General features: G+C 51.4%; 25 protein-coding genes. 1 reads left to right on the top strand and 24 read right to left on the bottom strand.

Annotated elements, in window-relative coordinates; all coding sequences use genetic code 11:
* Positions 1-315 precede the first annotated feature (315 nt).
* Positions 316-450 carry a hypothetical protein gene (locus K5621_RS20075; protein WP_280638580.1) on the top strand — a complete coding sequence of 45 codons (135 nt, stop codon included), beginning with the start codon at positions 316-318 and terminating at the stop codon, positions 448-450.
* A gap of 58 nt (positions 451-508) precedes the next feature.
* On the opposite strand, the gene K5621_RS02545 is transcribed toward K5621_RS20075, so the two are convergent.
* The 24 genes from K5621_RS02545 to K5621_RS02430 form a co-directional block, all read right to left on the bottom strand.
* Positions 509-2686 (bottom strand): hypothetical protein, encoded by a 2178-nt coding sequence (locus K5621_RS02545; protein WP_221050349.1) that lies wholly within the window; start codon positions 2684-2686, stop codon positions 509-511.
* A 48-nt stretch (positions 2687-2734) separates the two neighbouring features.
* Positions 2735-3289, bottom strand: a complete 555-nt coding sequence (locus K5621_RS02540) for a YmfQ family protein (protein ID WP_245003127.1) — start codon at positions 3287-3289, stop codon at positions 2735-2737.
* A 20-nt stretch (positions 3290-3309) separates the two neighbouring features.
* Complete coding sequence (locus K5621_RS02535) at positions 3310-4377, bottom strand: baseplate J/gp47 family protein (RefSeq protein ID WP_221050347.1); 1068 nt, start codon at positions 4375-4377, stop codon at positions 3310-3312.
* A complete protein-coding gene (locus K5621_RS02530; RefSeq protein ID WP_208180656.1) occupies positions 4367-4819 on the bottom strand; it encodes a phage GP46 family protein in 453 nt (150 codons plus the stop codon). The genes K5621_RS02535 and K5621_RS02530 overlap by 11 nt, the downstream gene beginning before the upstream one ends.
* Positions 4820-4826: 7 nt before the next feature.
* Positions 4827-5429, bottom strand: a complete 603-nt coding sequence (locus K5621_RS02525; RefSeq protein WP_208193553.1) for a phage baseplate assembly protein V — start codon at positions 5427-5429, stop codon at positions 4827-4829.
* Positions 5423-6502 (bottom strand): phage baseplate assembly protein, encoded by a 1080-nt coding sequence (locus K5621_RS02520; RefSeq protein WP_221050346.1) that lies wholly within the window; start codon positions 6500-6502, stop codon positions 5423-5425. Before K5621_RS02520 ends, K5621_RS02525 begins: the two co-directional genes overlap by 7 nt.
* Positions 6503-6508: 6 nt before the next feature.
* Positions 6509-7831 (bottom strand): DNA circularization protein, encoded by a 1323-nt coding sequence (locus K5621_RS02515; RefSeq protein WP_221050345.1) that lies wholly within the window; start codon positions 7829-7831, stop codon positions 6509-6511.
* An 11-nt stretch (positions 7832-7842) separates the two neighbouring features.
* Positions 7843-9594: a phage tail tape measure protein gene (locus K5621_RS02510; RefSeq protein WP_221050344.1), complete on the bottom strand. Its 1752-nt coding sequence runs from the start codon at positions 9592-9594 to the stop codon at positions 7843-7845.
* A gap of 128 nt (positions 9595-9722) precedes the next feature.
* A complete protein-coding gene (locus tag K5621_RS02505; RefSeq protein ID WP_221050343.1) occupies positions 9723-10076 on the bottom strand; it encodes a phage tail assembly protein in 354 nt (117 codons plus the stop codon).
* Positions 10076-10429 (bottom strand): phage tail tube protein, encoded by a 354-nt coding sequence (locus K5621_RS02500; RefSeq protein ID WP_221050342.1) that lies wholly within the window; start codon positions 10427-10429, stop codon positions 10076-10078. Before K5621_RS02500 ends, K5621_RS02505 begins: the two co-directional genes overlap by 1 nt.
* A 16-nt stretch (positions 10430-10445) precedes the next feature.
* The gene (locus K5621_RS02495) at positions 10446-11924 is read right to left on the bottom strand and encodes a phage tail sheath subtilisin-like domain-containing protein (RefSeq protein ID WP_221050341.1); all 1479 of its coding nucleotides are present in this window, start codon (positions 11922-11924) and stop codon (positions 10446-10448) included.
* 2 nt (positions 11925-11926) lie between these two features.
* Positions 11927-12109 carry a DUF2635 domain-containing protein gene (locus tag K5621_RS02490; protein WP_144361180.1) on the bottom strand — a complete coding sequence of 61 codons (183 nt, stop codon included), beginning with the start codon at positions 12107-12109 and terminating at the stop codon, positions 11927-11929.
* A gap of 24 nt (positions 12110-12133) precedes the next feature.
* Positions 12134-12727, bottom strand: coding sequence for a hypothetical protein (locus tag K5621_RS02485; protein ID WP_221050340.1), 594 nt, complete (start codon positions 12725-12727; stop codon positions 12134-12136).
* Positions 12724-13263: a phage virion morphogenesis protein gene (locus K5621_RS02480; RefSeq protein WP_208180664.1), complete on the bottom strand. Its 540-nt coding sequence runs from the start codon at positions 13261-13263 to the stop codon at positions 12724-12726. Before K5621_RS02480 ends, K5621_RS02485 begins: the two co-directional genes overlap by 4 nt.
* The gene (locus K5621_RS02475; protein WP_221050339.1) at positions 13263-13697 is read right to left on the bottom strand and encodes a gp436 family protein; all 435 of its coding nucleotides are present in this window, start codon (positions 13695-13697) and stop codon (positions 13263-13265) included. The genes K5621_RS02480 and K5621_RS02475 overlap by 1 nt, the downstream gene beginning before the upstream one ends.
* Before the next feature lie 10 nt (positions 13698-13707).
* Entirely contained in the window at positions 13708-14361 is a 654-nt protein-coding gene (locus tag K5621_RS02470; protein ID WP_221050338.1) for a hypothetical protein, read from the bottom strand.
* 38 nt (positions 14362-14399) lie between these two features.
* On the bottom strand, positions 14400-14936 hold the full coding sequence (locus K5621_RS02465; RefSeq protein ID WP_221050337.1) for a hypothetical protein: 537 nt from the start codon (positions 14934-14936) through the stop codon (positions 14400-14402).
* Between the two features lie 2 nt (positions 14937-14938).
* Positions 14939-15196 (bottom strand): hypothetical protein, encoded by a 258-nt coding sequence (locus K5621_RS02460; protein ID WP_221050336.1) that lies wholly within the window; start codon positions 15194-15196, stop codon positions 14939-14941.
* 64 nt (positions 15197-15260) lie between these two features.
* Complete coding sequence (locus tag K5621_RS02455; RefSeq protein ID WP_221050335.1) at positions 15261-16160, bottom strand: Mu-like prophage major head subunit gpT family protein; 900 nt, start codon at positions 16158-16160, stop codon at positions 15261-15263.
* Positions 16160-17131 carry a phage protease gene (locus K5621_RS02450; protein WP_245003126.1) on the bottom strand — a complete coding sequence of 324 codons (972 nt, stop codon included), beginning with the start codon at positions 17129-17131 and terminating at the stop codon, positions 16160-16162. Before K5621_RS02450 ends, K5621_RS02455 begins: the two co-directional genes overlap by 1 nt.
* A gap of 313 nt (positions 17132-17444) precedes the next feature.
* The gene (locus K5621_RS02445) at positions 17445-18218 is read right to left on the bottom strand and encodes a phage head morphogenesis protein (RefSeq protein WP_221050334.1); all 774 of its coding nucleotides are present in this window, start codon (positions 18216-18218) and stop codon (positions 17445-17447) included.
* Positions 18211-19794, bottom strand: a complete 1584-nt coding sequence (locus tag K5621_RS02440) for a DUF935 domain-containing protein (protein WP_221050333.1) — start codon at positions 19792-19794, stop codon at positions 18211-18213. The genes K5621_RS02445 and K5621_RS02440 overlap by 8 nt, the downstream gene beginning before the upstream one ends.
* Positions 19791-21449 (bottom strand): terminase large subunit domain-containing protein, encoded by a 1659-nt coding sequence (locus tag K5621_RS02435; protein WP_221050332.1) that lies wholly within the window; start codon positions 21447-21449, stop codon positions 19791-19793. The genes K5621_RS02440 and K5621_RS02435 overlap by 4 nt, the downstream gene beginning before the upstream one ends.
* A complete protein-coding gene (locus K5621_RS02430) occupies positions 21449-22030 on the bottom strand; it encodes a DUF3486 family protein (protein WP_221050331.1) in 582 nt (193 codons plus the stop codon). Before K5621_RS02430 ends, K5621_RS02435 begins: the two co-directional genes overlap by 1 nt.
* Positions 22031-22038: the final 8 nt, after the last annotated feature.

Raw genomic sequence — 22038 nt, 5'->3', positions numbered from 1 at the left:
CGACTTAGGCCATGCCAACAGTAAAATCAGCAATATCCGGCAAGGGGTCATAGTCAATGTCTCAAACCTTGTTTAAGAAACAGGCTAGCTGGAGATTGCAAACAGAAGTTACCAATGGTAACTTTACGCTTGTTACCATAGGTAACTTAGCCAACCAAGCGTCGGTGGCTGTCGTTTCAAGGGCGTCCGTTTCAAGGGTATCTGTTTCGAGGCCGTCCGTTTCGAGAATGGACAAAACAGCCGACCGGTACAGCTTGGTATTTTTTTGCCGTTGCGCTCAAGCCGTAAACGGCTAACAGCAACAGGAGTTTTAGTGTGGAAAGGTTAACCAAGTGCACTCTGGACAATGCCGATGAACTGGCCAAACCCATATTGCAGGAGATCAAGACTCGCTATGGCATGATCCCCAACTTCTATTCGGCTCTGGGTGTAGCGCGCCGTGCAAAATGAGCACGTAGGACTACTAAAACGAGCAATTGCGGTAGTGCTCAATTTAGTAGTCTTGGTACTAGGTACGCCTCCATAATGAGGTTATTGAAACGAATCTCACTGTCTGTCCTTGATTGATTGTTGTGGCTTGATCCAGTGTGCCACCTGCAGGGATAGTTAAATCGCCAACGACCGCTGTTATCACAACCTCTTGGCCGTCTATGCGTGGATTTGGAAGAAAGTTCGCGCTCATGTTGTAAGAGCCAGGAGCTGGTGCGGAAAGCCTGAGAAGAGCAGATTTATTCTGTAGCTCTGCCAGGGTTAGACTCGATCCATTATCAACGGATACCACAGTAGAACTCGTCCTGGATTGCTTGGCCATCTCGCCCTTTGCTCTTAAGTTGCTCGTATTTGTGTATATTATTTTATCAGAACCCTTATAGCGTATCGCTCCTCCAATAAAAACAGAGTAGTCATTGATATCGCCTGTTGCCCCGTCCAGAGCCTCAACCAAAAGAGTATCGACTATATTGTCGTGACTAATGTGATCTATTGAAAAGTTAATGCGACCCAAAATCCGAGCTGTCTTGAACACTTCAGTCACCTGAACATCATCAACAACCAATATTTCATTGGATACATTGCCAGACGCTGACCCTACAATAACGCCAATGCCTATCTTGTTGCCGCTTACCTTCCTTATCGATGTGTTCCCCAGGGGGATACCATCTATCCTAACCCCGCTAGACCCACCACCTGTAACACTGGCACTATTTAGATATGTCCATGAGACATCGTATATGTCTACGTTGTCAGTGTTTTGTCTTAAGTAGACTCCAGCAATATTAAATGCATTAACATCTTTAGTAGCTGGTATTTCTCCTCGTACGTTATTGATTGACACATTAACGAGAGGATGATTTTCTTTCAGTGCCCTACCTGCACCCGTGCCATAACCCTGGTCTGAGGTGCTAACTGGATACAATTCTCCACTTGCATTTACGTTTCTAACAACTAAATCTGATGCAAAGCCATTGTGAGCAAGAACACAGCAACTCGATTGATCTGCACCATCTTCAACATTGGTAATTTGACCGCGATATGCATCATCTTGATCGTATGCGTGTCGACATCCGAGGCCATTAACGTTCTCTACTTCAAATTTTGTCACTATTCGGTAATTCAGCCCATAACCCGTCCCCCCCAATGCCGTTTCTCGTGGATTTAGCGGACGTGTATCTTTGCCGATCACGTCGTAGCTTTTGCGAACTGTCATTGAGTCAAAATAGGCACCGTCAACTTCAACATCAGAATGACGAACTTTATCAAATCCAATGATGGCGGCAGCATTAAATGCAAACGTTGGGCTACACGAGATGCGTACATTTTTCATCGAACAATCTTTTAACTGACTATTGAAGTGATAAAAACGTATCTGCCCTGCGCCCTTGTAACTCCTTAATCCTCCCTCAACAGTTATAAAATCACCCGAAATTGATGCTATCTTGACGCATTCAAAATTAACTTCTTCATCGTCGGCTGGGCGAAGGGCACTGTCCCAAAGATATCCAATATCACCAACGTTAAAAACAGAACTAGCGTTGGACACACTGAACCCAGGACCTTGACGAAACAGTTCTGACTCCAGTACTTGATATTCGGTCTCATTTGAGTTAACCATGGCTAAAACATATGTGTTATCAGATAAATTCTTTAACTTAGCGTTGTTAACATTCAAGTGGAACGCCTTTCCGTCGGCAACAAAGTTCCCGACATATTCTTTACCTGAACTCCACTCTATGGTGCTACCGCTTTCAACATGAGAAACAATAGCGTCATATGCAGCTTGATAGTTTCCTGTTTCGTCAGAAAAATCATCAACATAAACACTACCTATAGGGCTGTAATCATCTAAATTGGCACTGGCAGAACTGTTACATAACCAAAATCCATTTCCAGTACAATATATAGAACCAGCAACTGTTGGGAATGATTGATCAAGCATACTCCATACGTTGTCATATTTTTTCTGCAACGCTAATATGCTTTTTAGCAATATATCTCGATTTTCACTATCTGGGTTACCAGCAGCGGAACGCAAATTCAAAAACTCATCAATAACATCATTAAACCAATCAGCACCTGGATAGCTTGGTACATTGTTGTCACCTGACTCGGTAAAGTAACCAGGGGAACCAGACTTTGGTTTGTTAGCAGGACGAGAGGCAGCTTGTGAGCCATTTTGTAAAGGATACATTGCTAAACTCCAAATTAAAAAACGATTTAACCGCCATAAAAAGCGTGTTCATTGTTCGTTTGCGTAGTAAAACTCGTAGTACAAGCCTGCGAGCTTGTAACGATTCAACGTGCACTCAAGCACGCCGGCATCGGATGTCAGTAGCGGTGTCAATACATCATCCAAGCAAGTCATGTAGGCCCCTGGAATGCCGTATACGGTCACACGCATAATGTGCCGGTATTTCTGTTCCCATAATGGGTAAACGCAGGAACGCAGACAGTGATGCGGGAATGTCTCATCAACTTCTACCGTGAACCCCAAATCTGTCGCTAACTTCTGAACGTTCCATGCTTGCAAGCCGCCTTTGCGGTGGTATTTTTCGACTACTGCATAGCGCCGGTATTCAATGTTGTTCCCAAGGTCAGTTTTGCACTCGGGAAGACCCAGATACTCTTCCCACTCATCCAACAACTTGGTAGTCGTCTCTGGCCGCATTTCATTAAGCAGCTCATCAGCACTTAGCTCAGCGCCTTCCAGACGTGGTGCATATCCAGCTGCATACTTGCTCAGGTCCAGTTGCACTTCTCTTGGCCACAGAATGCCGCGAGGCATCTGGGCCATTATTGAGTTAGTCCATTGCTCTACGGAGTGCCCCATGTCACGGCCCCCAGTGCATGCAGTTCGTTTGATAAAGCGGTGACATCTGCATTTAGATCCAGCAAGTAATTATTTACGCCTACAGTTGCCCCAATAGCCGTGCGCACACCAGAAAGAAGCAATGTTTCGCCTGGGCTGAGAGTGTTGAAATAGCTCTTAACACTGGTCATAACGCTTTGGCGCAGTTCAGCGGTATCCGGCGTCAAAGTGATATCCAAATCGGTGATTTTCAGCGCCAGTGGAATGTATACGGCCTCAATACCACCAGGCCGGCCAACGTCAGCACCAGTTGCAGGATCAGGATGGCGGTAGATGTAGTCGGCCATGGCCACCTGGTCTTGATACGTTGGCAGGATATCGGGGCGATCATCAAAAACAAACGCATAGCCTACTGTCGCCGGGCCCTGGTAGTTGTCCACGGCCCAGGCACGATTTACCCCGGGAACTTCGCGGCACCAGGCCACATAGTCGTGAACAGCGCCGCCCATTGGCGGATTGCGCTTACGGAATAGCAAACGCTCCAGCACCTGGGCAACGGGTTCAAGATCTGCGCCACCCGTTATGTCACCGGTAATCCCATTTGGTTGAATACCTGGCACAGTAGAAACCAGAGTTAATACCGTCCCGGCCAGTAAGTTCCCGGCTGCTCCGGTTTCCTCCGCCTCAACCTGAACTTCCACAGAGCCACCGGATGGCGCATTCGATAGCGTCACCCGATACAGGCGGCCATCTGAATGTGTCATCACAGTGTCAACGGGAATAGGCACATTACCGGTAAAGGTCACAGAGCCTGCGGCACTGGTGGCCAGCTTCTGGATCACACCCTCATAACGGGCGGTATCGATAATGGTTTGATCTTCTGATTCAGAAGACGGAATGATTTGGCGAACGATCCAACTTTGATAATCATAGAGATCGCGAATGCTACCGCTTACTGCGGCGTTCAGTGCCTGTTCGATACCGAATTTAGGCAAAACGGTATCCAACGAGGCTTCAATATCAATTAAGCCACTTTCTACCAGGCTGCGCAGTGTAGGTACATTAAATGGCACGTTGAGACTCCCATTTCTTCGACGCTGTAAATGAGATCACCTCACCATCAGGCTTAGTGATCACAATCTTCAAGGCCAGGGTCTGAAACCGTGGAATCGAGCCGGTCACCACAACAGACTTAGCCAACACACCATTGCCTTGGTCAGCCAACATCCATGCGAGAGCATCTTGTGCATATTTAACAGCCCTGTTGCGCACCTCATCGGTCAGCTTTTCGCGATACAGCAACCATATTTTTGAGCCCCAAGGCGCATCATAGAAAGTATCGCCAGGCCATCCTCGCTGGTCAGCTGAGCCATCAGGCAGCGTATCTGAGTCTTCAGCTCTGGCATCGGTAAACAATGAGATCAAAACGAGGGAGGAAATTTCGCCATTGATATTTCCTCCCTCGATGATGACACCTGCATTTTTCACCATGTCCAGCACGATGCTAACGCTCATAACAAACCTATTCCGGTGGCGATGTCGGCCTGCTTTCTGCGTCCTGATGAATATGCCCAAGATACGAGATGTTATTGGCCGACAAGTCTAAGCCAGTTACTACGCTATCTGATGTGATACCACCTGAAGCGAAAATCCCCAGGTCTGTTGATATTCCACCTGTCACATGTAACGGGCCTTGAATTAATGTTTCAGGGGAAATAATAGTGAAGGAATTGGCTGCTTCGAAAATAACGTCGGTTGCTGTAACGATTATCTGGCCAGCCTGGGTCAAGCGGATTTTGTGACCCTCAAGATGGTATATAAAAACATCACCATTTTCACCATGGGGCCGATATTTTTTATCTTCAACGGCAATGGCTACCAGTCCAGATAAACTACCACCCAGGGCCGCCACAATCGCCTCAGCACCCACTGGTGGATATGAGCTCATGCCGTAGTTCTGGAAGCGTTCGATATTGTCACCTGACTCATCGGCGTGCATCTTCAGTTGCAGGTTCTGCCGCTGCAAGTCTTCAACAATCCCGGTTACCAGTGCACGAGTGAGCATGCCGGTTATCCTGCGGCGTATGGGTGCCAGCAGCTTATCGATATAGCGCTCAGTTACCATTGACCACCTCCCAGCTTGGTGTTCTTAACAACTTGGGCAGGAATATCCATAGCCTCTGGCCTCACCACACTGATTACAGCCAAACGGCCGCTATCGTCTTCGCTGAACATGATAGATGAAATCAGCATGTCACTATCAAGGCCCATAATTTCATCGGTCACAGGTACAATTTTATTGATATCCCATAGCTTGCCTGTTTTTGGTATCCGCCATCCAGTCACCGTATATTCAACGCTGTTCGATTTTCCTATGCTGCGCTGACGCTCCCATTGGCCGCGTTTTGCTGCGCCTTCTGCAGTAGTGATCTCTTCGTTAATGATAATCATGGGGCGATAACGGATTATCTCGTTATCAGTAATATCTGCCTTGATGCCGCCAACCGTGGAAAGCGCAGAACTATCCCATGCACCATGTCCGGCACCAGCGGCTTTAACTGTGAACTTGCTATATCGTTGCCGCCAACTAAAGCGCCCTCGGCCTGCTTTGATATTGTCCCCAAGTCTAAGGGCAACACCGGCCCGCTCTTTGCTGGCACGGGTGATCACCAGGTTGCCAAGGGTGTCACTGGTTAGCAGCACACCTCGCTGCTTGGCGAGGCGTGAAAGCAGCTCGTGCGGAGTCTCACCCTGTTCAACCTGAATACGCTGAAACGGCTCACCCACATCAGTATTCACCACCACTGCAATACCAAATGGAGCGCACACGGTATTGGCTATTTGGCTTAGGGTTTGGTTATTCAGCTGGCCGCTTTGAATATCCACAGAGCAATCAACCAGGTCGGCAGTTTTATCACGGCCAGACACCGCAATAGTGACGGTTGTTTCATCGTAGCTTGGGATCCAGTCGTCAACATAACCGGTAATTACTCGCTCGCTGCCGATATCAACTGTGCATTGCTGCCCCTGCTTTATTGGCTCCATGAACTTTTCATATTGCCCTTGACGCCCTTGCCATTTCCACGTTAATTCCAAATCGAATGTGCCAGACATAGCTTCAAGCGAACGGGTAACGGATATTTTTGTCCACCCTTGATAAATATTACCCCCGGCTTTCAATATAATGTTTTCTGCCATTATCAATTAACTCCCGGAAATAACTTCAACATCATCTGTCGGCAAAATAAAAGCCGGGTTTGAAAACCCATTTCTTTTCACTATGCTATCGCGCCGTTCTGTATTGCCGGTTTCCTGCCATGCCACCAAAGCAACGGGAACAGTAGTCGTTGCACGGTAGATACTTACCTGCGGCAGCAGTTCCGCCCTTGCTCTGGTATCAGCCAACACCGCCTGACGTAACCTGCGCATCTGGCGCCAAACCGCAGAGCTCCCTGACTCAACCGCAGCTGCTGCGTAATCAGCCAGTTGTTCTGCAATGCCGTATCCTATCGACTTAAGCTGTTGCCCGGTAAGAATCGCATTACGCTCGGCACCGGAAAGGCTTTCAACAATCTCTGGTTGATCATCCAGCTTCTGCACTATGTCGGCCTCTGCCAAAGCCGAACACTGAGATACTGCAGCACTATTGAGCACCAGCGTTTTGAATGCCGCGGCATTGGCAAGAATGGCTTCCTGCTTGGTCGGATTGGATACTTTAGGTACCGATGCTGCCATGCCGCCATCGCTGCTGATATCTCTGGCCAGGCCACCGGTTACCGCCAGCTCTGCACGGGTACCTTGCCAGCGGTTCTGCACGTTTCGGTATACCTCAAGTGACCGGATTGGGTCGGTGACTACGCCTTTAATGTCTTCCAACAAACCCATGGTTTCGCGGGCCAGTTCGCCAGGCTGTGCCAATAAGTTGCCAATAGAGTCCTTGGTGCGAACAAGTCTGTCTGCCCACTGGCGAAGTTCATCCGGCAGCGAAGGCAAGCCCCGCGCCAGTTCGTCCATATCATCAAGGAATAAGTCCAACATGTCGCCAACGCCATCCAGGGCATCGGTATCAAACTCGTTGGCGAAGGTCTGCTCAATCGCAACTTGGGTATTCTGCGCTTCGCTATTAACTTCTGTGGCTGTGTCTGAGGTGGCATTGGGGAACAGGTTTTCACCCACCTCAAACACCTCAAAGCTAAACGTAGCGGTACCATCAATTCGATTAACCAGCTTGTGGCTAACCCTGCCTATCTGCACCTTACGAATACCAAACCAGGGATGAACAAGTTCACCTGGGCCGGGCTGGTTTAGCGCAGTCAGTATCGCCTCAAGCTGCTGTAAATAGTCATCACCCAGCACCCGCCCGGTAATGTTTTCCCGGGTTAACACCTTGCCGTTGTCTTCGGTATAGCCAAGTTCTTTCTTGGGATATGAATGGGGAACGGCGCGGCGGCCACTTTCGCCGTCGGCCTCTTCCAGTAAAAACGCCACCCCCCGAAAGGAGGCGGACAAACGATCTTCAAATGCCATTTACAGCCCCTTTAATTGATACCTGTATCGGGATCCACAGTAATACCCGGTGGCGCTTTTTCTACCGTTAACCTTGGTCTGTTATCTGATAAGTCCAGCTTGAGGTTCAACTGGCCACCAACACCGTTAACCATATTGCGGATGTCAGCATTAGGGTCGGCAACCGTTTTCATTTCACCGGCCAACCATTTTTTAATGCCGTCAATGGCGTCCATCAAACCAGGTTCAGCCACAAGGCCATAGGATTTAGCCAGGGCTTTTTCTTCTTCGCTGGTACGTCCTATCTTAAGCAGGGGAAAGTTCTCCGCCTGGCTCAGGCCAAAACCGACTGTGCCAAGCGCCACAAGATTTTGCATGCTGAATAATTTGGCACCGCCGCCAGCCTTTCCTTTTTGGTTGGAACCACCGGCAACATCCGGCATACCGCCGCCCATGCCGCCCTGGCCCATATTCACCACGTACACAGGCATTACGCCCAAATCCGAAAAGCCACCTTTACCGCTTGCAGCGCCTTTACCTTTGCTGCCGAAGATATTCTTGATATCGCTGGCAACCTCAAGGCCTTTTTTAGCGGCGACCAAACCACCAACAACCCATAGAGCGGTTTCCCCCCACTTGAGCCAGTTATCAATGGTTTCCTGGTCAACACCGTTAATAGCATCGGCGAGGTCTTTAATAGGTTGGGATAGGCGGCTCTCTGCAAAATTATTGAATGATGTATTGAGCGCCTTTATTGCGTTATTAAACTCGGCTGCATTCTTTGCAGCGGCTTTTTGGGTTTCGCCATATTCACCTGATGATGTTGTCATCTTCTGCAACAACTCTTTATTCTCTTGCGAATATAATGACGACAAACCTTGAATGGCTGTTTGGTCGAATACATCACCTAGCTTCAATGGGTCATTCTTTGCTTTATCCAAAACCTCCAGCAACAACTCAACAGGCTGGCGCAGTTCCTTGGTACCTTTTTTGAATACCTCTATTCCCTGCCTATTTAAAAATTCCACCTTTTTCTTATCAGAGAAGGTCGCGAATACGGCTTGAATAGATGTCAATGATTCGTTCGCATTACCCTTGGCCTTTGCAAACAGCTGCACCAATGCCGCCATTTGCGTTATTGCCTGGGTACCTTTGCTTTGATATGTCGCGAATAATTGCTCTGAAATAGATGCCAGGTCTTTTACGTTAACGCTACCGATGGCGAACTGACTGTATAAGTCGTCAATGGTATTCATTACCTGCTTGGCGTCTTTAATACCTTTCTCGCGGAACTGGGCAAACAGCGCACCGCTTGATTTAGCATCTGCGCCAAAGGCCTGCATGAACAGCCCCATGTTTTCCAGGTTGTTGAGGACAAATTCAAAGTCACCTGTTTTTCCCAGCAGTTCATCAACAGCCGCCGCGAACGCCGTGGTATCAATGCGGATATCGGCCTGATTGGCCAACGACAAGATATTGCCTTTTAACTGCGATACCTGCTCATCTGTCAGCTTGGCGTTGGTACCTATGCGGGTCATCTGTTCAGAGAAGTTACCTATGTTGCGCACAGTAGCACCAGTTACCAGCCCGGCAGCCAAACCCACATAGCGGTTACCAATCGCATCAATACCCCGCCCCGCAGCATCGGTACTACGGCGAACCAGGGTCATTGCCTTTTCATTTCGCTTGGCAAAGTCGCTCATGGAGTTGCCATATTGGCGCGCCTTGGCGGCAAGGTTGCCGGCCAAGTTCAATATGATGTCGGTTTTAAGTTGCTGGGCCATGAATCATATCTCTTAACTTTGAGAAACTGCGCCAAAGCTGGCGGAGTGACATTGAAGCGGAGACGCTAAGCGGGATCCTCGAAGACAACGCCAACTGCAAGTCTTCGCAAACATCCGCCAGCGCCTTATTATCGCCCCCGCTTTTTCAGCTCCTCGGCAATAAGCTGGTCCAGCTCAGAGGCTTTGTGCTGCAGCAAATTAAAGTCATCCTGATGTAACTTGCGCAGGGTCTTGATATTGATTGGCCCTTGGATACGGCCAATGTATTCGACCTGGCGCACCAGTAACTCCAGGCCATAGAGCACGTCACTGGTATAAGCAATGGCCTTGCCGTCTTGAACCACCACTTTCTCAGCTGCGATTTGCGCATCGATATAGTCACCGGAGGCCAGCTCTCGCAAGCCGACCTCCTTGTGAATGACCTTACCGTTATCACCGTCTGACTCGACACCGTGCTCCAGTTCAAAGGTCATTATTGCCATCAGATACGCTCCACCCGGTTACCCTGGAACGTACCTGTAATTTCCCCTGAGTCAGACACGGTAAATGGAGCCTGCGGAGCACAGTCGGTCATCATATAGTCAACGCCGTTATCACCCTCCCAGGTGAGGGTGGCATTGGTAATATTGTTGATCTCCAGCACATCCACATCTTCATCGGCAGCGATTACCACCGCAATGGTGGGTACCGTGTATTCGTTCGACTGCCCCCATACGCGGCCTGGGCCCACGTGGGGAGTACGGGTATAGCCGCCCGGGCTAAGAGTCGAGCCCTTTTTCGTTTTAAGCTGTTTGCTGTTGGCACGAATAACCACTTCACCAAGGATTTGTCCCATGTTGATAGCTCCCTAATTAGAGTTTGAACTGCATCAATGCGGCGAAGATCCGCAGCTGGTTGACAATGTCTGGGTGGAATACGCAGTTAAGGCGGTTCTGGTCGCCGGCATCGCGGTACACTTCCAGGCTGTCCTTGAACGCCTCGAAGTCTTCCATCAGCGCCTTGGGTACCCAGTCGTTATTGGCGAGTTCCAGAATGGCGGCGCGCATAATCTTGGGCGTCACCACCGGTTGGCCTGGGTCAAGGCGCTCCAGCACGTCATCATTGGCCAGCTTGTGGCGCGGGAAGCGATTGGTCACCATGGTGCGCAGTGAATAACGCAGGTAGCCCAGCGTGGCCGGAGTAGTGATATCCAAGTAGCTTGGATCAGGATCCCCAAAGGCGTTCTCACGGTACATGCTGACTTCGCGCTCAATGGCCACTTCGCCGCCAGGGGTCACCATGTAGGTGGCGATACCATCACCCAGCAGCAGGTTGCGTTCTGTGCTGTCCCACTGCACATCTTTGGCGGGTGGCAGCAAGCCTGTCATCACCAAGGTCTGCAATGGCCGCGCCGGATCTACCCCCAAGGAGTAAGACGCCTGGCCTGCATAAGCCGCGGCAAACTCATAGGGTGAGTGGGGCGCTTTGTTGGTACCCATGCAAGTGAAAAGGTAGTCATTGCGGGCGGTACCGAATGCACCGGTCTCGGCAAAGGTGCCACGGAATGCGGTGTAGGCTATGCCCTCAATCATCTTCAGCGGCCCCCAGCGGGTCACCAGTTCGTCACGCAGCTTGTTGAGGCTCTGGGTGTCGTTGAACGGCATCACAATATGGTTGTACCACTCGTTTGGAATTGCGGCGATCACCGCATCCATATCCGGGGTACCTGCGCCGCCGGTCATTTCGACCAGGGTGAGGGTGACGCCTGTTGGCAACACTTCACCGTCGTAGTAGTTGTAGCGGATATCGATGTCATCACCAGTGGCACCGGTCCATTTGCAGGTGAGCTCAACGGTATCGGTAGTCGCTGCCTTCAACGCAGCAGTTACCGGCAAGTGCACGTTGGCATTTACCTTGGCGATGATGGCCGCCGCGATGGTGTCTGCATCATCTGCATCATTGACCGTAACCTGCACAGATTCGCCGGCGATGAGCAGTGCAATAACACCTGCCTTGGCCGTTACCGCTGCCACGGTAATTTCACCTTTGGCCGCACTGCCGCCAAGGTCGGCCACGCCCAGGGCGTAAACATCGGTATAGCCATTGGACTGACGAAACGTTTTCAGCATCCGTGACAGCATTGAACCATAGCCATAGAGCGAATCCATTTGGCTTTCACTGGTTGTTATCCGGTTCAGTGTCAATGCTGTAGCCGTACCAGTGGCCAACTGCTGACCAATCACCAGCACCTTTTGTGCCAGTGCCGGGGTACCGGACAGCGCCTGACTGTTATCGATATCGATATAGACCAGCGGCACCTTGATATCGTTGGGGATATTGCCTAACGCCATGGTTATTCTCCTTTCGCTTTAGCCTTTGGCTTGGCAGTGGCTTTCTGTTGCACCACATCACCATCTTTGAGTCTGCGAACCCAGAATGATGAACGGGTAACGTTTTCGCCTTCTTCGGCGAGATAGCTGCCGTCCGGCTTGCGCACCGGCACGGCTTTGTTTGCAGGTTTTACGTTAATCAACATGATCCATTTCCTGTTTTGATACCGCTATTGCGGCAGGTCTACTACGCCGTCAATGGTTGGTGCGCCGTCTGCCAGCTCACCGGAGAGGCCAAAGCGGAGGAAGTCATCCAGCGAAGCCTGGTCAATAGCTTCATCGAGATACCACTGCTGTGACCAGCTCACGGCCCAGCAGGCGATTCCCAGCTCATCGATACCTGTGCTGTACAAGTTGTCTGCGCGGAAATTGTCGGCCTTCGAATACGCCTCCGGTGGTGACACCTTATTCATCATTGCGGCAACCAGCTTGCCTGCGATGACTTCGGCCAGTGTGTCCTTGGGGTAGGCAAAGCGTTCGGCGGTAAATACATAGGCCGCCATATTGACGGTACCGACAATTCGCCCACCAATGCGCTGGTAATTGGCTACGCTCAGGGCGGCAATACGGATACCGCCATCACGTTTTGACAGCCAGCGCTTCACATCCTGTGCGGTGTCGAAGCGGCCAATATGCCGCTCAACAGTTTCCACCTTATCGAGATCGCGTGCGCTACCTTCCAGCAGGGGTTTCAGGTACTCCACCACCTTGTTACAGGCGTACACGGTAGAGCCGACAAGGTTAAAATCAGGTCTAGTGGTCATTGCATAAGCTCCTGCCAAAAGTCACCAATCACGGCATACACCTCGGTTTGATTATCACGGCTCAACCCCAGGAACTGGCGCTGAGGAATATTCATCACCCGGCTGAATGCTGAAATAAATTGCGTGCGCGGCGCGATAGCCTTGCCAAATGCCTGACTGACAACACGAGTATGAGCATCAACTTGCACCGAACCTGCAAAGCCATCTTGATGCACAGCCGCATAAGGCAATGGTGAGCCCACTCGAACCTGGTCACGTTCAACCAGATACTGAATGGAGTCGAGCAGATCACCTTCACCCTGCAGCAATGACTGATTACCGTGGCGAGTTTTGGCGTATGGAGCAGACCAATCGGGCCAGCTGCTGCCATCAGGCGCTTGCTTCTCATCGGCGATACGTCTCCTGGTCTGGCTTTCAACCACGGCGCCCAGGGTGTCGAGCAGCGCCATTTTATGCTTGGGGTTGCCCAGGGTTTCCAGCAGCTGCTGATAACGCTGCAGCTGCTCGGTACCTGTGACCTGCATACTGATAGACATCAGAGAACGCCCCGTAAGTTGTTCCGGGTAAACAGGCGCTCGTTGTCCTGTACCAGCTCCACCTTGCCAACGCTGCTTTCAGCGGGCGCTTCAATGGTTGGCAGGCCAAGTTCCCGCTTGCCGGATGCTATCTCGCGCAACGTTTCCAGTTGCATCTTGTAGCGATCTTCAAGAAGGTTAGTGGCTTGGTTATCCCTGTCCGCCAACCAGTAGAACGCAATGAGGATGGCAATCTTATTCAAGATCCCGGGTACAGCCTGCAGGGGCAGCACGTAACGACGCCCCAGGAACGAGTCTATCTCTTCATCCGCTTGTTCAAGCGCCTGGTTGATATAGGTATCGTTCAGTTCGCCGGTATCCCTATCGATAGCGAAGTTCCACAGCATTGACTCATCGCGATCAATCAGGTCTTGCTTGGTTGCATAAGTTGCCATCCGCGTTACCTCATACCTGGTCGACTAAGTCTTCGAGTTCAACGGGTTCAACAATCAAGTTGGGTTCCCGGTATACTCGCTGCGCTTTTTCTTTAGTGAGCAATACCACCTGCTCTGACTCATAACCCTGCGCATGAACTCCCGCAGCCGCATCCGCTTCATGCTCCACCATGAGCACCAGCGTTTTCTTGAGACGATGAAACTGCACGCCGCTACGCCAAAATCCAGCGTCCGACTTAGCACGTACTTCAAAAGCACCAAGAAGGGTGCAAGCATCAGCGCCAGGTTTAGCAGCCCCAGCATCACCTTGCGATAGATCCACGCTTTCATCTTTACTCCCGTTTTGTTTGGCTTGCGCCTCTGCTTCGGCCTTGGCCTTGGCTTCTTCATCAGCTTTGGCTTGCGCCTCTGCTTCGGCCTTGGCTTTGGCTTCTTCATCAGCTTTGGCTTGCGCCTCTGCTTCGGCCTTGGCTTTGGCTTCTTCATCGGCTTTGGCTTGCGCCTCTGCTTCAGCCTTGGCCTTGGCTTCTATTTCGGCTAAAGCTTCGTCCGATTTGGCTTGCGCCTCTTTGATGGCAGAATTCTCTGCCACTGTTTGCCCGGTTGCAGTTGCTGCAGTTTTCCGGGGGCGACCAGCGCCTTTAGTTGTTTTCGTTCCACTCACGTTGAGCTCCTTTTAAACTCAGTTTGAAGAACCTGTGGTTATGGTTTAACGCCCCACATGCTTAAGATCACTCCGGCAGATGCCGGCAAACCGTTGGCGGCAGCAAAGGAGATAACAGACACTTGCTTTGCGGCGTCCGAGGTGTAATGCCTGAACCTGAACTTCTGCAAGGCGTTGATATCCACAGCAATGGTGTAATCTATGGTGCGCTTCTCATTGGTCGTTTGGGTGTTGAGGGTGATGGGGCGCAGCGAACCCTCATACGGAACCCAGCCTCCCTGGCCGTCCTCAACTTCAATGAACACGCCCCAGTCAATCACGGCGGTACCGGTTTGTTCACGCAAGCAACTCAGGCTCAAACTCACCATTCCAGAGAAGCGTTTGAGCGCTGTTATCTCACCGGTAACCAGGTCAACATCAATGGATGGATCGGTTAATGTGACCTGATTAAAAAGAATGGTCTCTGGCTGATAATCCACTGCCAGAGACTGCTTGGCATCGTTCGCATCCTGGGTAACAAAGCTGGCTCGCAGCAATACTTTGGGAACAACGAACGGACAACAGTCGCCAAACATGCTCAGTACTCCGTCACAATGACGTTGCCGGCATTGGACAAGGTGCGGCCCCAGACCTTCATTGACAGCGATGTGTTCACTTGAAAGCCAACATCCCCCAGATGCCTTAAGTTATGGCCGACTGTTTGCGCTGCATCAGGCTTAACGTCTGATACCCAGTACAGCAAGGTGGCACCCGCTTGGTTTTCAAAGCAGCCTTTCTCGGCAGCACTGAGTTGCGTCCAATCGTCACCTTGTACCGTAACTATTTGACTGGCCATCTTGATCTCCGGTTAAAGGGTGGCGCGTCCTTGCGCCGGTGTCCGTCCTGGTTGCGGCTTGTGGTTATGCTGTAATCAGCGGTGACACCACGATCTCAACATCGTTGTAGTAGATGTTGGTATCGCCACCTTCGATGAGCATGCGGGCAATCAGCTTCTTGGCTGCCGCTTCATTGTCGGGTCCGACAACCAGCTTGGTTGCACGGGTACCAATTGGGGTGCCGTCTACTTTTTTCATCTTCTGCAACAGCTTTTTGGCGGCTTCGTAGTTGGCTTCGGTGAGCGCGGCCTTAGAGCCAATCGCTAATTGAGGGAACGAGAATCCAACGTTACAGCGGCCATCAACACCTGCTGCGTACTTGTTGTTGAACCAGGTGTACTCTTCGTTCGGGTTCATGTTCTTGAACACGAACGGGCGGCGATTCTGATACACCACAGGCTTGAGCACCTTGGTATCGTCAATCAGGAACCAGGGCTCACCGGTATCGGTAAGCGGATCGCCAACCACATTGGAGAAGGTTGTCGCCGGCGTGGTTTCCAGTGGGTGATCGGTATCGAAGTAGTTCTGACCGTCATAACACAGGGTGCTAAAGCCTGCAGCCAACAATGGATACGCCAGGGTGTCCGGGAAATAGGCCACCTGATCGCCGTAGTTCTGGGCAATCACGCTATAGTGACCAATCTGATCATCATCCACGTTGTCGCGGGATACCGAAATAGAACTCTCGAACGTTTTGTTCTCGATGGAGTAACCATGCTTGCCCATGTCGGCCAACTGACGGGCGCCGGTCCATTCGACAATGCCTGGCAGGTCTTTCAGCCAGCCGTAAAAGTTGGCTGCACCTGAGCTGGGCACTTCGGTAGCAATCATGTTCCATTGCGGCTTTGCTGCCGACAGGCCCTTGGTGTAGGCCGCAGACATAGTGGCCTGCAGGGCTTCCAATACTTGTGCTTCAGTAGCCATTAGTTAGCTCCTACGTTCAGTTGGTTTTTGGCTGCCAGGAACTCTTCCTTACTGACACCCATCTTGCGACACATCGCCAGCTCGTGTTCTTCGAGCTCGGCATCGCCGTTAGTTTTTGGCGCCTTCTTCTGCGAGTTGGTAGCAATCACAGGGGCGGAGCCAACAAAGGCTTTGAACTTCTCGACCCCGTCTTCCATACGACACAGGCCGACATACATATCCTTGTTTGCCGGTGCCACCTTGCCCTCATCAATCGCTGACTGAACCAGGGCATCAATCTCCTGTTCATGGATTTCGGCCAGTTTGGCTTCGGCGCTTTCGGCGCGGTTCAGGGCAATCTGGTGAGTGTCCTTGGGCACGTAAAGCGTCAGGTCTGGTTGGGCGGCACGGTTCAATGCGACTTCTTTCTCACTCTTGAGTGAGTTAATCGCAGTAACCGCCTGTTCTTCGGTTGCTGTTTCGGCAAGGCCGAGTGCAGCCGCGATGAGCTGTGGCAGCTTCATGGGGTTGTCCTCTTGTCGGTTAAGGGCGGGAACATAAAAATTGGGTTTGTTGGTCAGGCCGGCGCTGCTCATAGAGGTGATCACGCCTTCGCTGTCGTGGTTGAACGCCGGGGAATAGTAGCTGTAGAGCTTGTCCTTTATCTTATAGCGGCCAAGGTAGGTCCATTCGACCTGAGCCCAGATTTCACCACCGCGATTTTCCAAAGCCAAAATCCAACCGGCAGCATCGGCATCCTTGCCCTCCGGTCCTCGAATCTCCGTAGAGTGTTCAATATCAAAAGGCAGCTTTGAATCGAAAGCGGCAACAATGCCATCCGGGTTTGAGTTCTTCCAGGAACGGCCATCGCGGCCCACTACGTCACCGGCTGGGATCATCGGCAACCAAATGGTATTGGCTCCTTGCTCTTCGCCAAGACCATCTATCATGGTTTTCGATAAGTTAAAGCACACTGCCAGGAAGGATTTCATACTTGCTCCGTTCATTAAGCACTACATAACAACCTCCGTTTGCTGATGGACGGTTGATATGAACAGGAGTCAGGATGCATAAAAAAAGCAACTGGCGATAAATAACGTCAGTTGCTCTATTGGGGTGGGTGCGAGTATGCCGGTTGAGGTTTCGGCAGCGCTTAAAGATTACCCGAAAAAAACAGCGGATCAAGCAGCGAAACACAAAGCCACTTAAAACTTATGGCGCAACCATGTTTAAACACCGTTTAAATCAACTCACAAGCGTTTAAACTTTTTTCTGAGTAACTTTGTAGCTCGTATGCTGTTAGCGTCATTCTGAGAGCGTTTGGCGCATTCGCTGCTCTTTTTCGGCCAGGTCATTTGCCAGTGCATTTTCTCGCCTTTGCCCAGGGTTATAGTTCCAGCCTGGTTCAATGCCTTCCGGCAGGGTTTCAACTTCACCGGTTCGCTTGTTAACCCAACGCTTGTCTTGGCTGGCTGGTGACTCGGTACTGACTTTGCCTGCGGCAATCAACTGCTGGGCTTCGTAGTTTGAAACCTGACGTATCCAGCACTGGCAGCCCCAGCCATTGGGTGGCATATGCACTTGCCACCAGGGATGGTCAGCGGGCAATAGGGTGTTATTCCATTTCACGTGTTCAAGCCGGTGCTCCCGCGATGGCCCCAACTGATACAGTAAATACGGCATGGCACGTTTGGTGCGCTCTATACGTTCCCACTGGCCTGCGGCTCTGGCGGTGCGCATGTTGGTGCGATAGATGGTTTTCAAACGGCCTTCACTGCCCAGTTGCACCGGCTTTGTTTCACCGGTTAACGGGTCATCCATCAATTGCACCCCCCACCAACCTGATTTTACAAGCAAGGGTTTGAGTACGCTTTTGAACTGCGCAAAGGTTTGGCCCTCTTCTATGGCCTGCTCAACCAGCTGCTTAACGTCAACCAATAGATCTGAGTTCAGCATCTTGGCTACAGTAAATGCGTTGTTGTGTTCCTGCTTCCACACATCGCGGTAATCAAAGCCAGGTTCAATGCCCTTGCGCTTGAACCAATCCAAGGCCTCCTTGGGTACGATGTTCTCAGGCATCGGTGGCGTCTCCCATTCCCCTGGCCTGGAACATATACTGCGCCATCTGTTCCACGAACTGCTCCGCGCCGAGCTGCTCCTGCAGCTGAGGTAACGCCGCCAGGAACTGCTCATAGCTGTCAGAGTCATTGGCAAGTTTCAGGATCGGGTTCATAAACTCGTCAGCCATTTCCACCCAGTCGCCCATGGCCTCGTTGGTCATGTTGTCAATTTCGGCTTCCGGTGTGTTGCGTACCCGGTTAATTGCCAGCATGTGGTTGTGACCAATTCCCTGCAGGCGAGAGTTCATGCCAAGCGATTGGTCGATACTATTCATGCCAACCATTGTGCTTGGAGCCAGTACCTCTTCATCATCTTCAGGTTCTACCAGAGAGAACTTATCGCGCATAGCCGCCGCCGATACCCGCAGGCCGCGATCAATCAATGGCGTAATGCTATCAACCAGCATCTTTAAATCTTCCGGCTCTGGCACATCTATGCGCACTTTGGGGTAATGCGGTTGTACGCCCCAGTTCAAAATGATGAAGGGCTTCACCAGGTACTCATTGACGCATGCAGCCAGTTGCCGCGCATCCCACTTGGCAATATCGATACGCACATCATTGTGCACATTGGCCTGAGACTGCGAACTGCCATCATCCGCTGTCATGGTTTGGCCAAGCACGGCTTTTGATATCTGCTCATCACACCAGCGCGCCATGTTCTCAAACAGGGTGTTACCGCCGTTGCCTTTGGCGGTTTCAATCAAGTCTATCTTCATCGACTCGGGGATCACCGCGCCGGCGTCAGAGGCGATACGGCCAATGGCGTTGACCAGGGTTTTGATATCGTCCTCGCTGGCATTGGCACCGTATTTACCCACGCGCACCGGGATACCGAATACTTCGGCAAAGGCCCACCAATCGCGCACAGTGAACGACTTGAGCATGTACATCACGGCAACCAGCCTCGCCAAGCCATTGCGCCAGACGCTGCCGCTTTTTGAACGAGGGGTGTGCACCATAAATTTATATGGCTCAAGTGCTGCCCCCTGTGGTGCGTCTTCCGATATCAGCAGTATCTGTTCCAGGGTTTCTTCATCTTGGCGCAGATAGCGTGGGTCCACCCATTTGTAATCGTCCGGTTTCCACGGCATGGCGCGGGTGTTCCACAGTATCTGCACCACGGCCAGCCCCTTGCCCAAGCCATCGAGCAGGTCGAAGAAGAGTTCGGGGATCATGTCATCGGTCATCAATTCACGAACGCGCTCAGCCATCAGCACATCTTGTGGGTCTTCGCTGTAGGCTTCTACCGAAGGTTCGATTGCTGCCACTGCTAGCTTGCGGGTGCGCAGCTGCGCGGCGTAATGCAGATCACGTTCTTCCATTTCTTCGGCCAGAGTCATGTACGCCTCTGGGTCGTTGCCGTCAATCACACTGCGCAGGATCCCCGCCAGCCGTTGCGGGGTGATAGTTGAGGCAACACTGGCAGGCCTTGGGTTACGAACGCCCGTGGTATATGCACGGGCGATATCATCACTGAGCACTTCTTTGTCGGCTTTAATTGGGTTGCCGCGTGCGTCCAAAATTTGCGTCATAGTCTTATACCTCTGCCGCGCAAGTCATGCTGCGGCATATCATCGAATCGGTTGTTTTCCTGAGCGGTACCAAAAAAACGGCGATGGGTTTCATCGGCATCAGCTTTGATGGTGTGCAGTTCGTAGCGGGTGATATCAGCCTTCGATGCCAGTATCCCCAAGAAGATAGCCACGGCACTATCACCGTGACGCTTGTTACCGTCGCTGCCAGTGGTACGGCTATCGTCGATACCAGGAACGCCGCGATAGAGTTGTATTTGCCCCAGGTCGGTGATCACATCTTCATGCTTTGGCAGCGAGATCTCGTTGTCTTCAAACAGTGCTTTAAATCGTGGCATGTTCTCGCGATAGAATGCCACCGACAGCATGACCTCAACCACATCAGCGCCGTATTTATAACGAGCCTGCTCGGCCAGGTACTGACCATTGCCGCGGGCATCGAGGTAAATACCATCGCGCCTTGGCAACCTATCGCAGATGTAATACAGCGCTTGCTCTTGCTGCTTGAATGGAACGTTTTTCAGCTCAACCAAAAACGGTACCGTGCGCTTGGTGTCGTCTTCAACGGTCACTGGTGCAAATACGGTTAAGTCACCCGTACGAGCAAAGTCTTCTCCTAGGGCGTGGCGCAAATTAGTGGGGAGTTTTTTAAGCTCAGGCAGAACATGTTGCTCAAGCCACTCGTGCATTTCACCTATACGGGCATGCTCGCTGGCCTCGTTGAAACTGGTCGAACCGGTAAAACGCAGCACTGGCCCATTGAGGATCGCCGCTCGTTCACGCAGTCCACGGCTAATGTAAGCACCGCCGCCGTTCTTGGGTACGCAGTAGTATTCTTCCAGGGCGTCTTCTTCGGTGGCGGTAGCCCTGAGTAATCCAGCCTTCCATTCATCCTCAGCCTCTTGGCTCCACTCTTTACCGCGCACCTGACAGATACGCTTATATAAGCCGTCATGGCAGGCATCATCTAAGGTGATACGGTGGATTGAGTAATCTTTTTTGCCGGCGCGGGAATCATTAATCAGGGTGTTAAAAAGATTCTCATCACCGTTGTGTGTGGAGATTAGCCGCACCTTTGCGCCCCACATGGTGAGTGCGTTTGCGGCCTTAAGTACTTCAGCTAGCTTTTCGTGAAATGCCGCCTCATCGATAGTGACGTTACCTTGCATACCCCGTAGGTTTGACGGGTTGCTTGATAGCGCCTGAATCTTATAACCCGAGGCAAAGTAAATGGCGAAGGTCAGGATCTCTTTGCCGTCCTGACCATCGTCAATGAATAATTCTTCCTGGATCTCACCAGCCGCTTTATTGAATACCTTGGCCCACATGGCCGCCGCGTCAATAAACTCCCTCGCCATCTCTTTGTTGGATCCAACATAGAAATGGTTGGTACCGCCTTCGCCACGCGCAGTGCTTGCCGTTAATGCGGCATCACAAGCCTCTGCCCATGTCAGCCCAGTTCGGCGGGATTTTTCAGCAATCTTAAGTGGTGATTCATCAGCAACCCAATCTTTTTGATAGCCGAGTAAAACCTCTTTGGGATCGAAGCGACTGAGTACCTGTGCCTCATAGGCTGGATCGAAGGTGCTGGCTGATGCACCTACCGCTAAAGCAGCTCCAACTGCCGCGCCCACTAGCTTTTGTTTAATGCTCATTATGCAATCCCCAAGATTTCGCGCTTGAGCAGATCTACCGCGTCCTTGGTGAGGCCTGCTGTTTTGGCTACCTTCTCGGCTTTATCCGCAGCCTCTACCGCAAAGGCACTGCGGATCTCTTTCTCCACCTTAAGGCTCGACATCGATGCCTGTTCAATACGCTGTACAACCAGGGCCAGTTGCCCCAGTGCCTTGGGCGATATCACTTCGCCTTCTTCACCTTCTGCGGCTTCCATCATCTTCATCGAAGTTTCAAAGGCCATGGTGCGCACGAACTCCTGCAGCAGCTTGCCCACGTCTGACGTGGGAGCCTGGCCGAGTTTGCTTATCCAGACTTCGGCCACTTCACGCGACTGCCGCAGGCGTTGGCCCATGTCTTCCATGCGTTTTGCGTAGCGGTTAAAGCTTGAGCGACTTATCTTTGCATCAGCTGGCAAGCCCGCTTCTTCAATCATCTGATTGACGGCATCGCGGATATCTTCCTGCGTCATGTCGCCACTGCGAATGAGCACATTCAGCGATGAACGTATCTCCTCGGGCAGCAGTTGGATTTTGCTTTTGCGGTTACTGGCTACTTGCATGATGACCC

The organism is Shewanella carassii, assembly GCF_019670705.1.
In the GTDB taxonomy this organism is placed as follows: Bacteria; Pseudomonadota; Gammaproteobacteria; order Enterobacterales; family Shewanellaceae; genus Shewanella; species Shewanella carassii.
This window is presented reverse-complemented; position numbering and strand designations above follow the sequence as displayed.

Excerpts from the sequence above, each read along its gene's own strand:
- K5621_RS02510 (WP_221050344.1), bottom strand. The coding sequence starts at position 9,594 with ATGGCCCAGCAACTTAAAACCGACATCATATTGAACTTGGCCGGCAAC.
- K5621_RS02445 (WP_221050334.1), bottom strand. The coding sequence starts at position 18,218 with ATGCCTGAGAACATCGTACCCAAGGAGGCCTTGGATTGGTTCAAGCGC.
- K5621_RS02515 (WP_221050345.1), bottom strand. The coding sequence starts at position 7,831 with ATGGCATTTGAAGATCGTTTGTCCGCCTCCTTTCGGGGGGTGGCGTTT.
- K5621_RS02465 (WP_221050337.1), bottom strand. The coding sequence starts at position 14,936 with ATGTTTGGCGACTGTTGTCCGTTCGTTGTTCCCAAAGTATTGCTGCGA.
- K5621_RS02435 (WP_221050332.1), bottom strand. The coding sequence starts at position 21,449 with ATGAGCATTAAACAAAAGCTAGTGGGCGCGGCAGTTGGAGCTGCTTTA.
- K5621_RS02440 (WP_221050333.1), bottom strand. The coding sequence starts at position 19,794 with ATGACGCAAATTTTGGACGCACGCGGCAACCCAATTAAAGCCGACAAA.
- K5621_RS02495 (WP_221050341.1), bottom strand. The coding sequence starts at position 11,924 with ATGGCGTTAGGCAATATCCCCAACGATATCAAGGTGCCGCTGGTCTAT.
- K5621_RS02520 (WP_221050346.1), bottom strand. The coding sequence starts at position 6,502 with ATGGCAGAAAACATTATATTGAAAGCCGGGGGTAATATTTATCAAGGG.
- K5621_RS02485 (WP_221050340.1), bottom strand. The coding sequence starts at position 12,727 with ATGACCACTAGACCTGATTTTAACCTTGTCGGCTCTACCGTGTACGCC.
- K5621_RS02505 (WP_221050343.1), bottom strand. The coding sequence starts at position 10,076 with ATGGCAATAATGACCTTTGAACTGGAGCACGGTGTCGAGTCAGACGGT.
- K5621_RS02530 (WP_208180656.1), bottom strand. The coding sequence starts at position 4,819 with ATGAGCGTTAGCATCGTGCTGGACATGGTGAAAAATGCAGGTGTCATC.
- K5621_RS02450 (WP_245003126.1), bottom strand. The coding sequence starts at position 17,131 with ATGAAATCCTTCCTGGCAGTGTGCTTTAACTTATCGAAAACCATGATA.
- K5621_RS02480 (WP_208180664.1), bottom strand. The coding sequence starts at position 13,263 with ATGTCTATCAGTATGCAGGTCACAGGTACCGAGCAGCTGCAGCGTTAT.
- K5621_RS02455 (WP_221050335.1), bottom strand. The coding sequence starts at position 16,160 with ATGGCTACTGAAGCACAAGTATTGGAAGCCCTGCAGGCCACTATGTCT.
- K5621_RS02460 (WP_221050336.1), bottom strand. The coding sequence starts at position 15,196 with ATGGCCAGTCAAATAGTTACGGTACAAGGTGACGATTGGACGCAACTC.
- K5621_RS02525 (WP_208193553.1), bottom strand. The coding sequence starts at position 5,429 with ATGGTAACTGAGCGCTATATCGATAAGCTGCTGGCACCCATACGCCGC.
- K5621_RS02500 (WP_221050342.1), bottom strand. The coding sequence starts at position 10,429 with ATGGGACAAATCCTTGGTGAAGTGGTTATTCGTGCCAACAGCAAACAG.
- K5621_RS02475 (WP_221050339.1), bottom strand. The coding sequence starts at position 13,697 with ATGGCAACTTATGCAACCAAGCAAGACCTGATTGATCGCGATGAGTCA.
- K5621_RS02430 (WP_221050331.1), bottom strand. The coding sequence starts at position 22,030 with ATGCAAGTAGCCAGTAACCGCAAAAGCAAAATCCAACTGCTGCCCGAG.
- K5621_RS02540 (WP_245003127.1), bottom strand. The coding sequence starts at position 3,289 with ATGGCCCAGATGCCTCGCGGCATTCTGTGGCCAAGAGAAGTGCAACTG.
- K5621_RS02545 (WP_221050349.1), bottom strand. The coding sequence starts at position 2,686 with ATGTATCCTTTACAAAATGGCTCACAAGCTGCCTCTCGTCCTGCTAAC.
- K5621_RS02490 (WP_144361180.1), bottom strand. The coding sequence starts at position 12,109 with ATGTTGATTAACGTAAAACCTGCAAACAAAGCCGTGCCGGTGCGCAAG.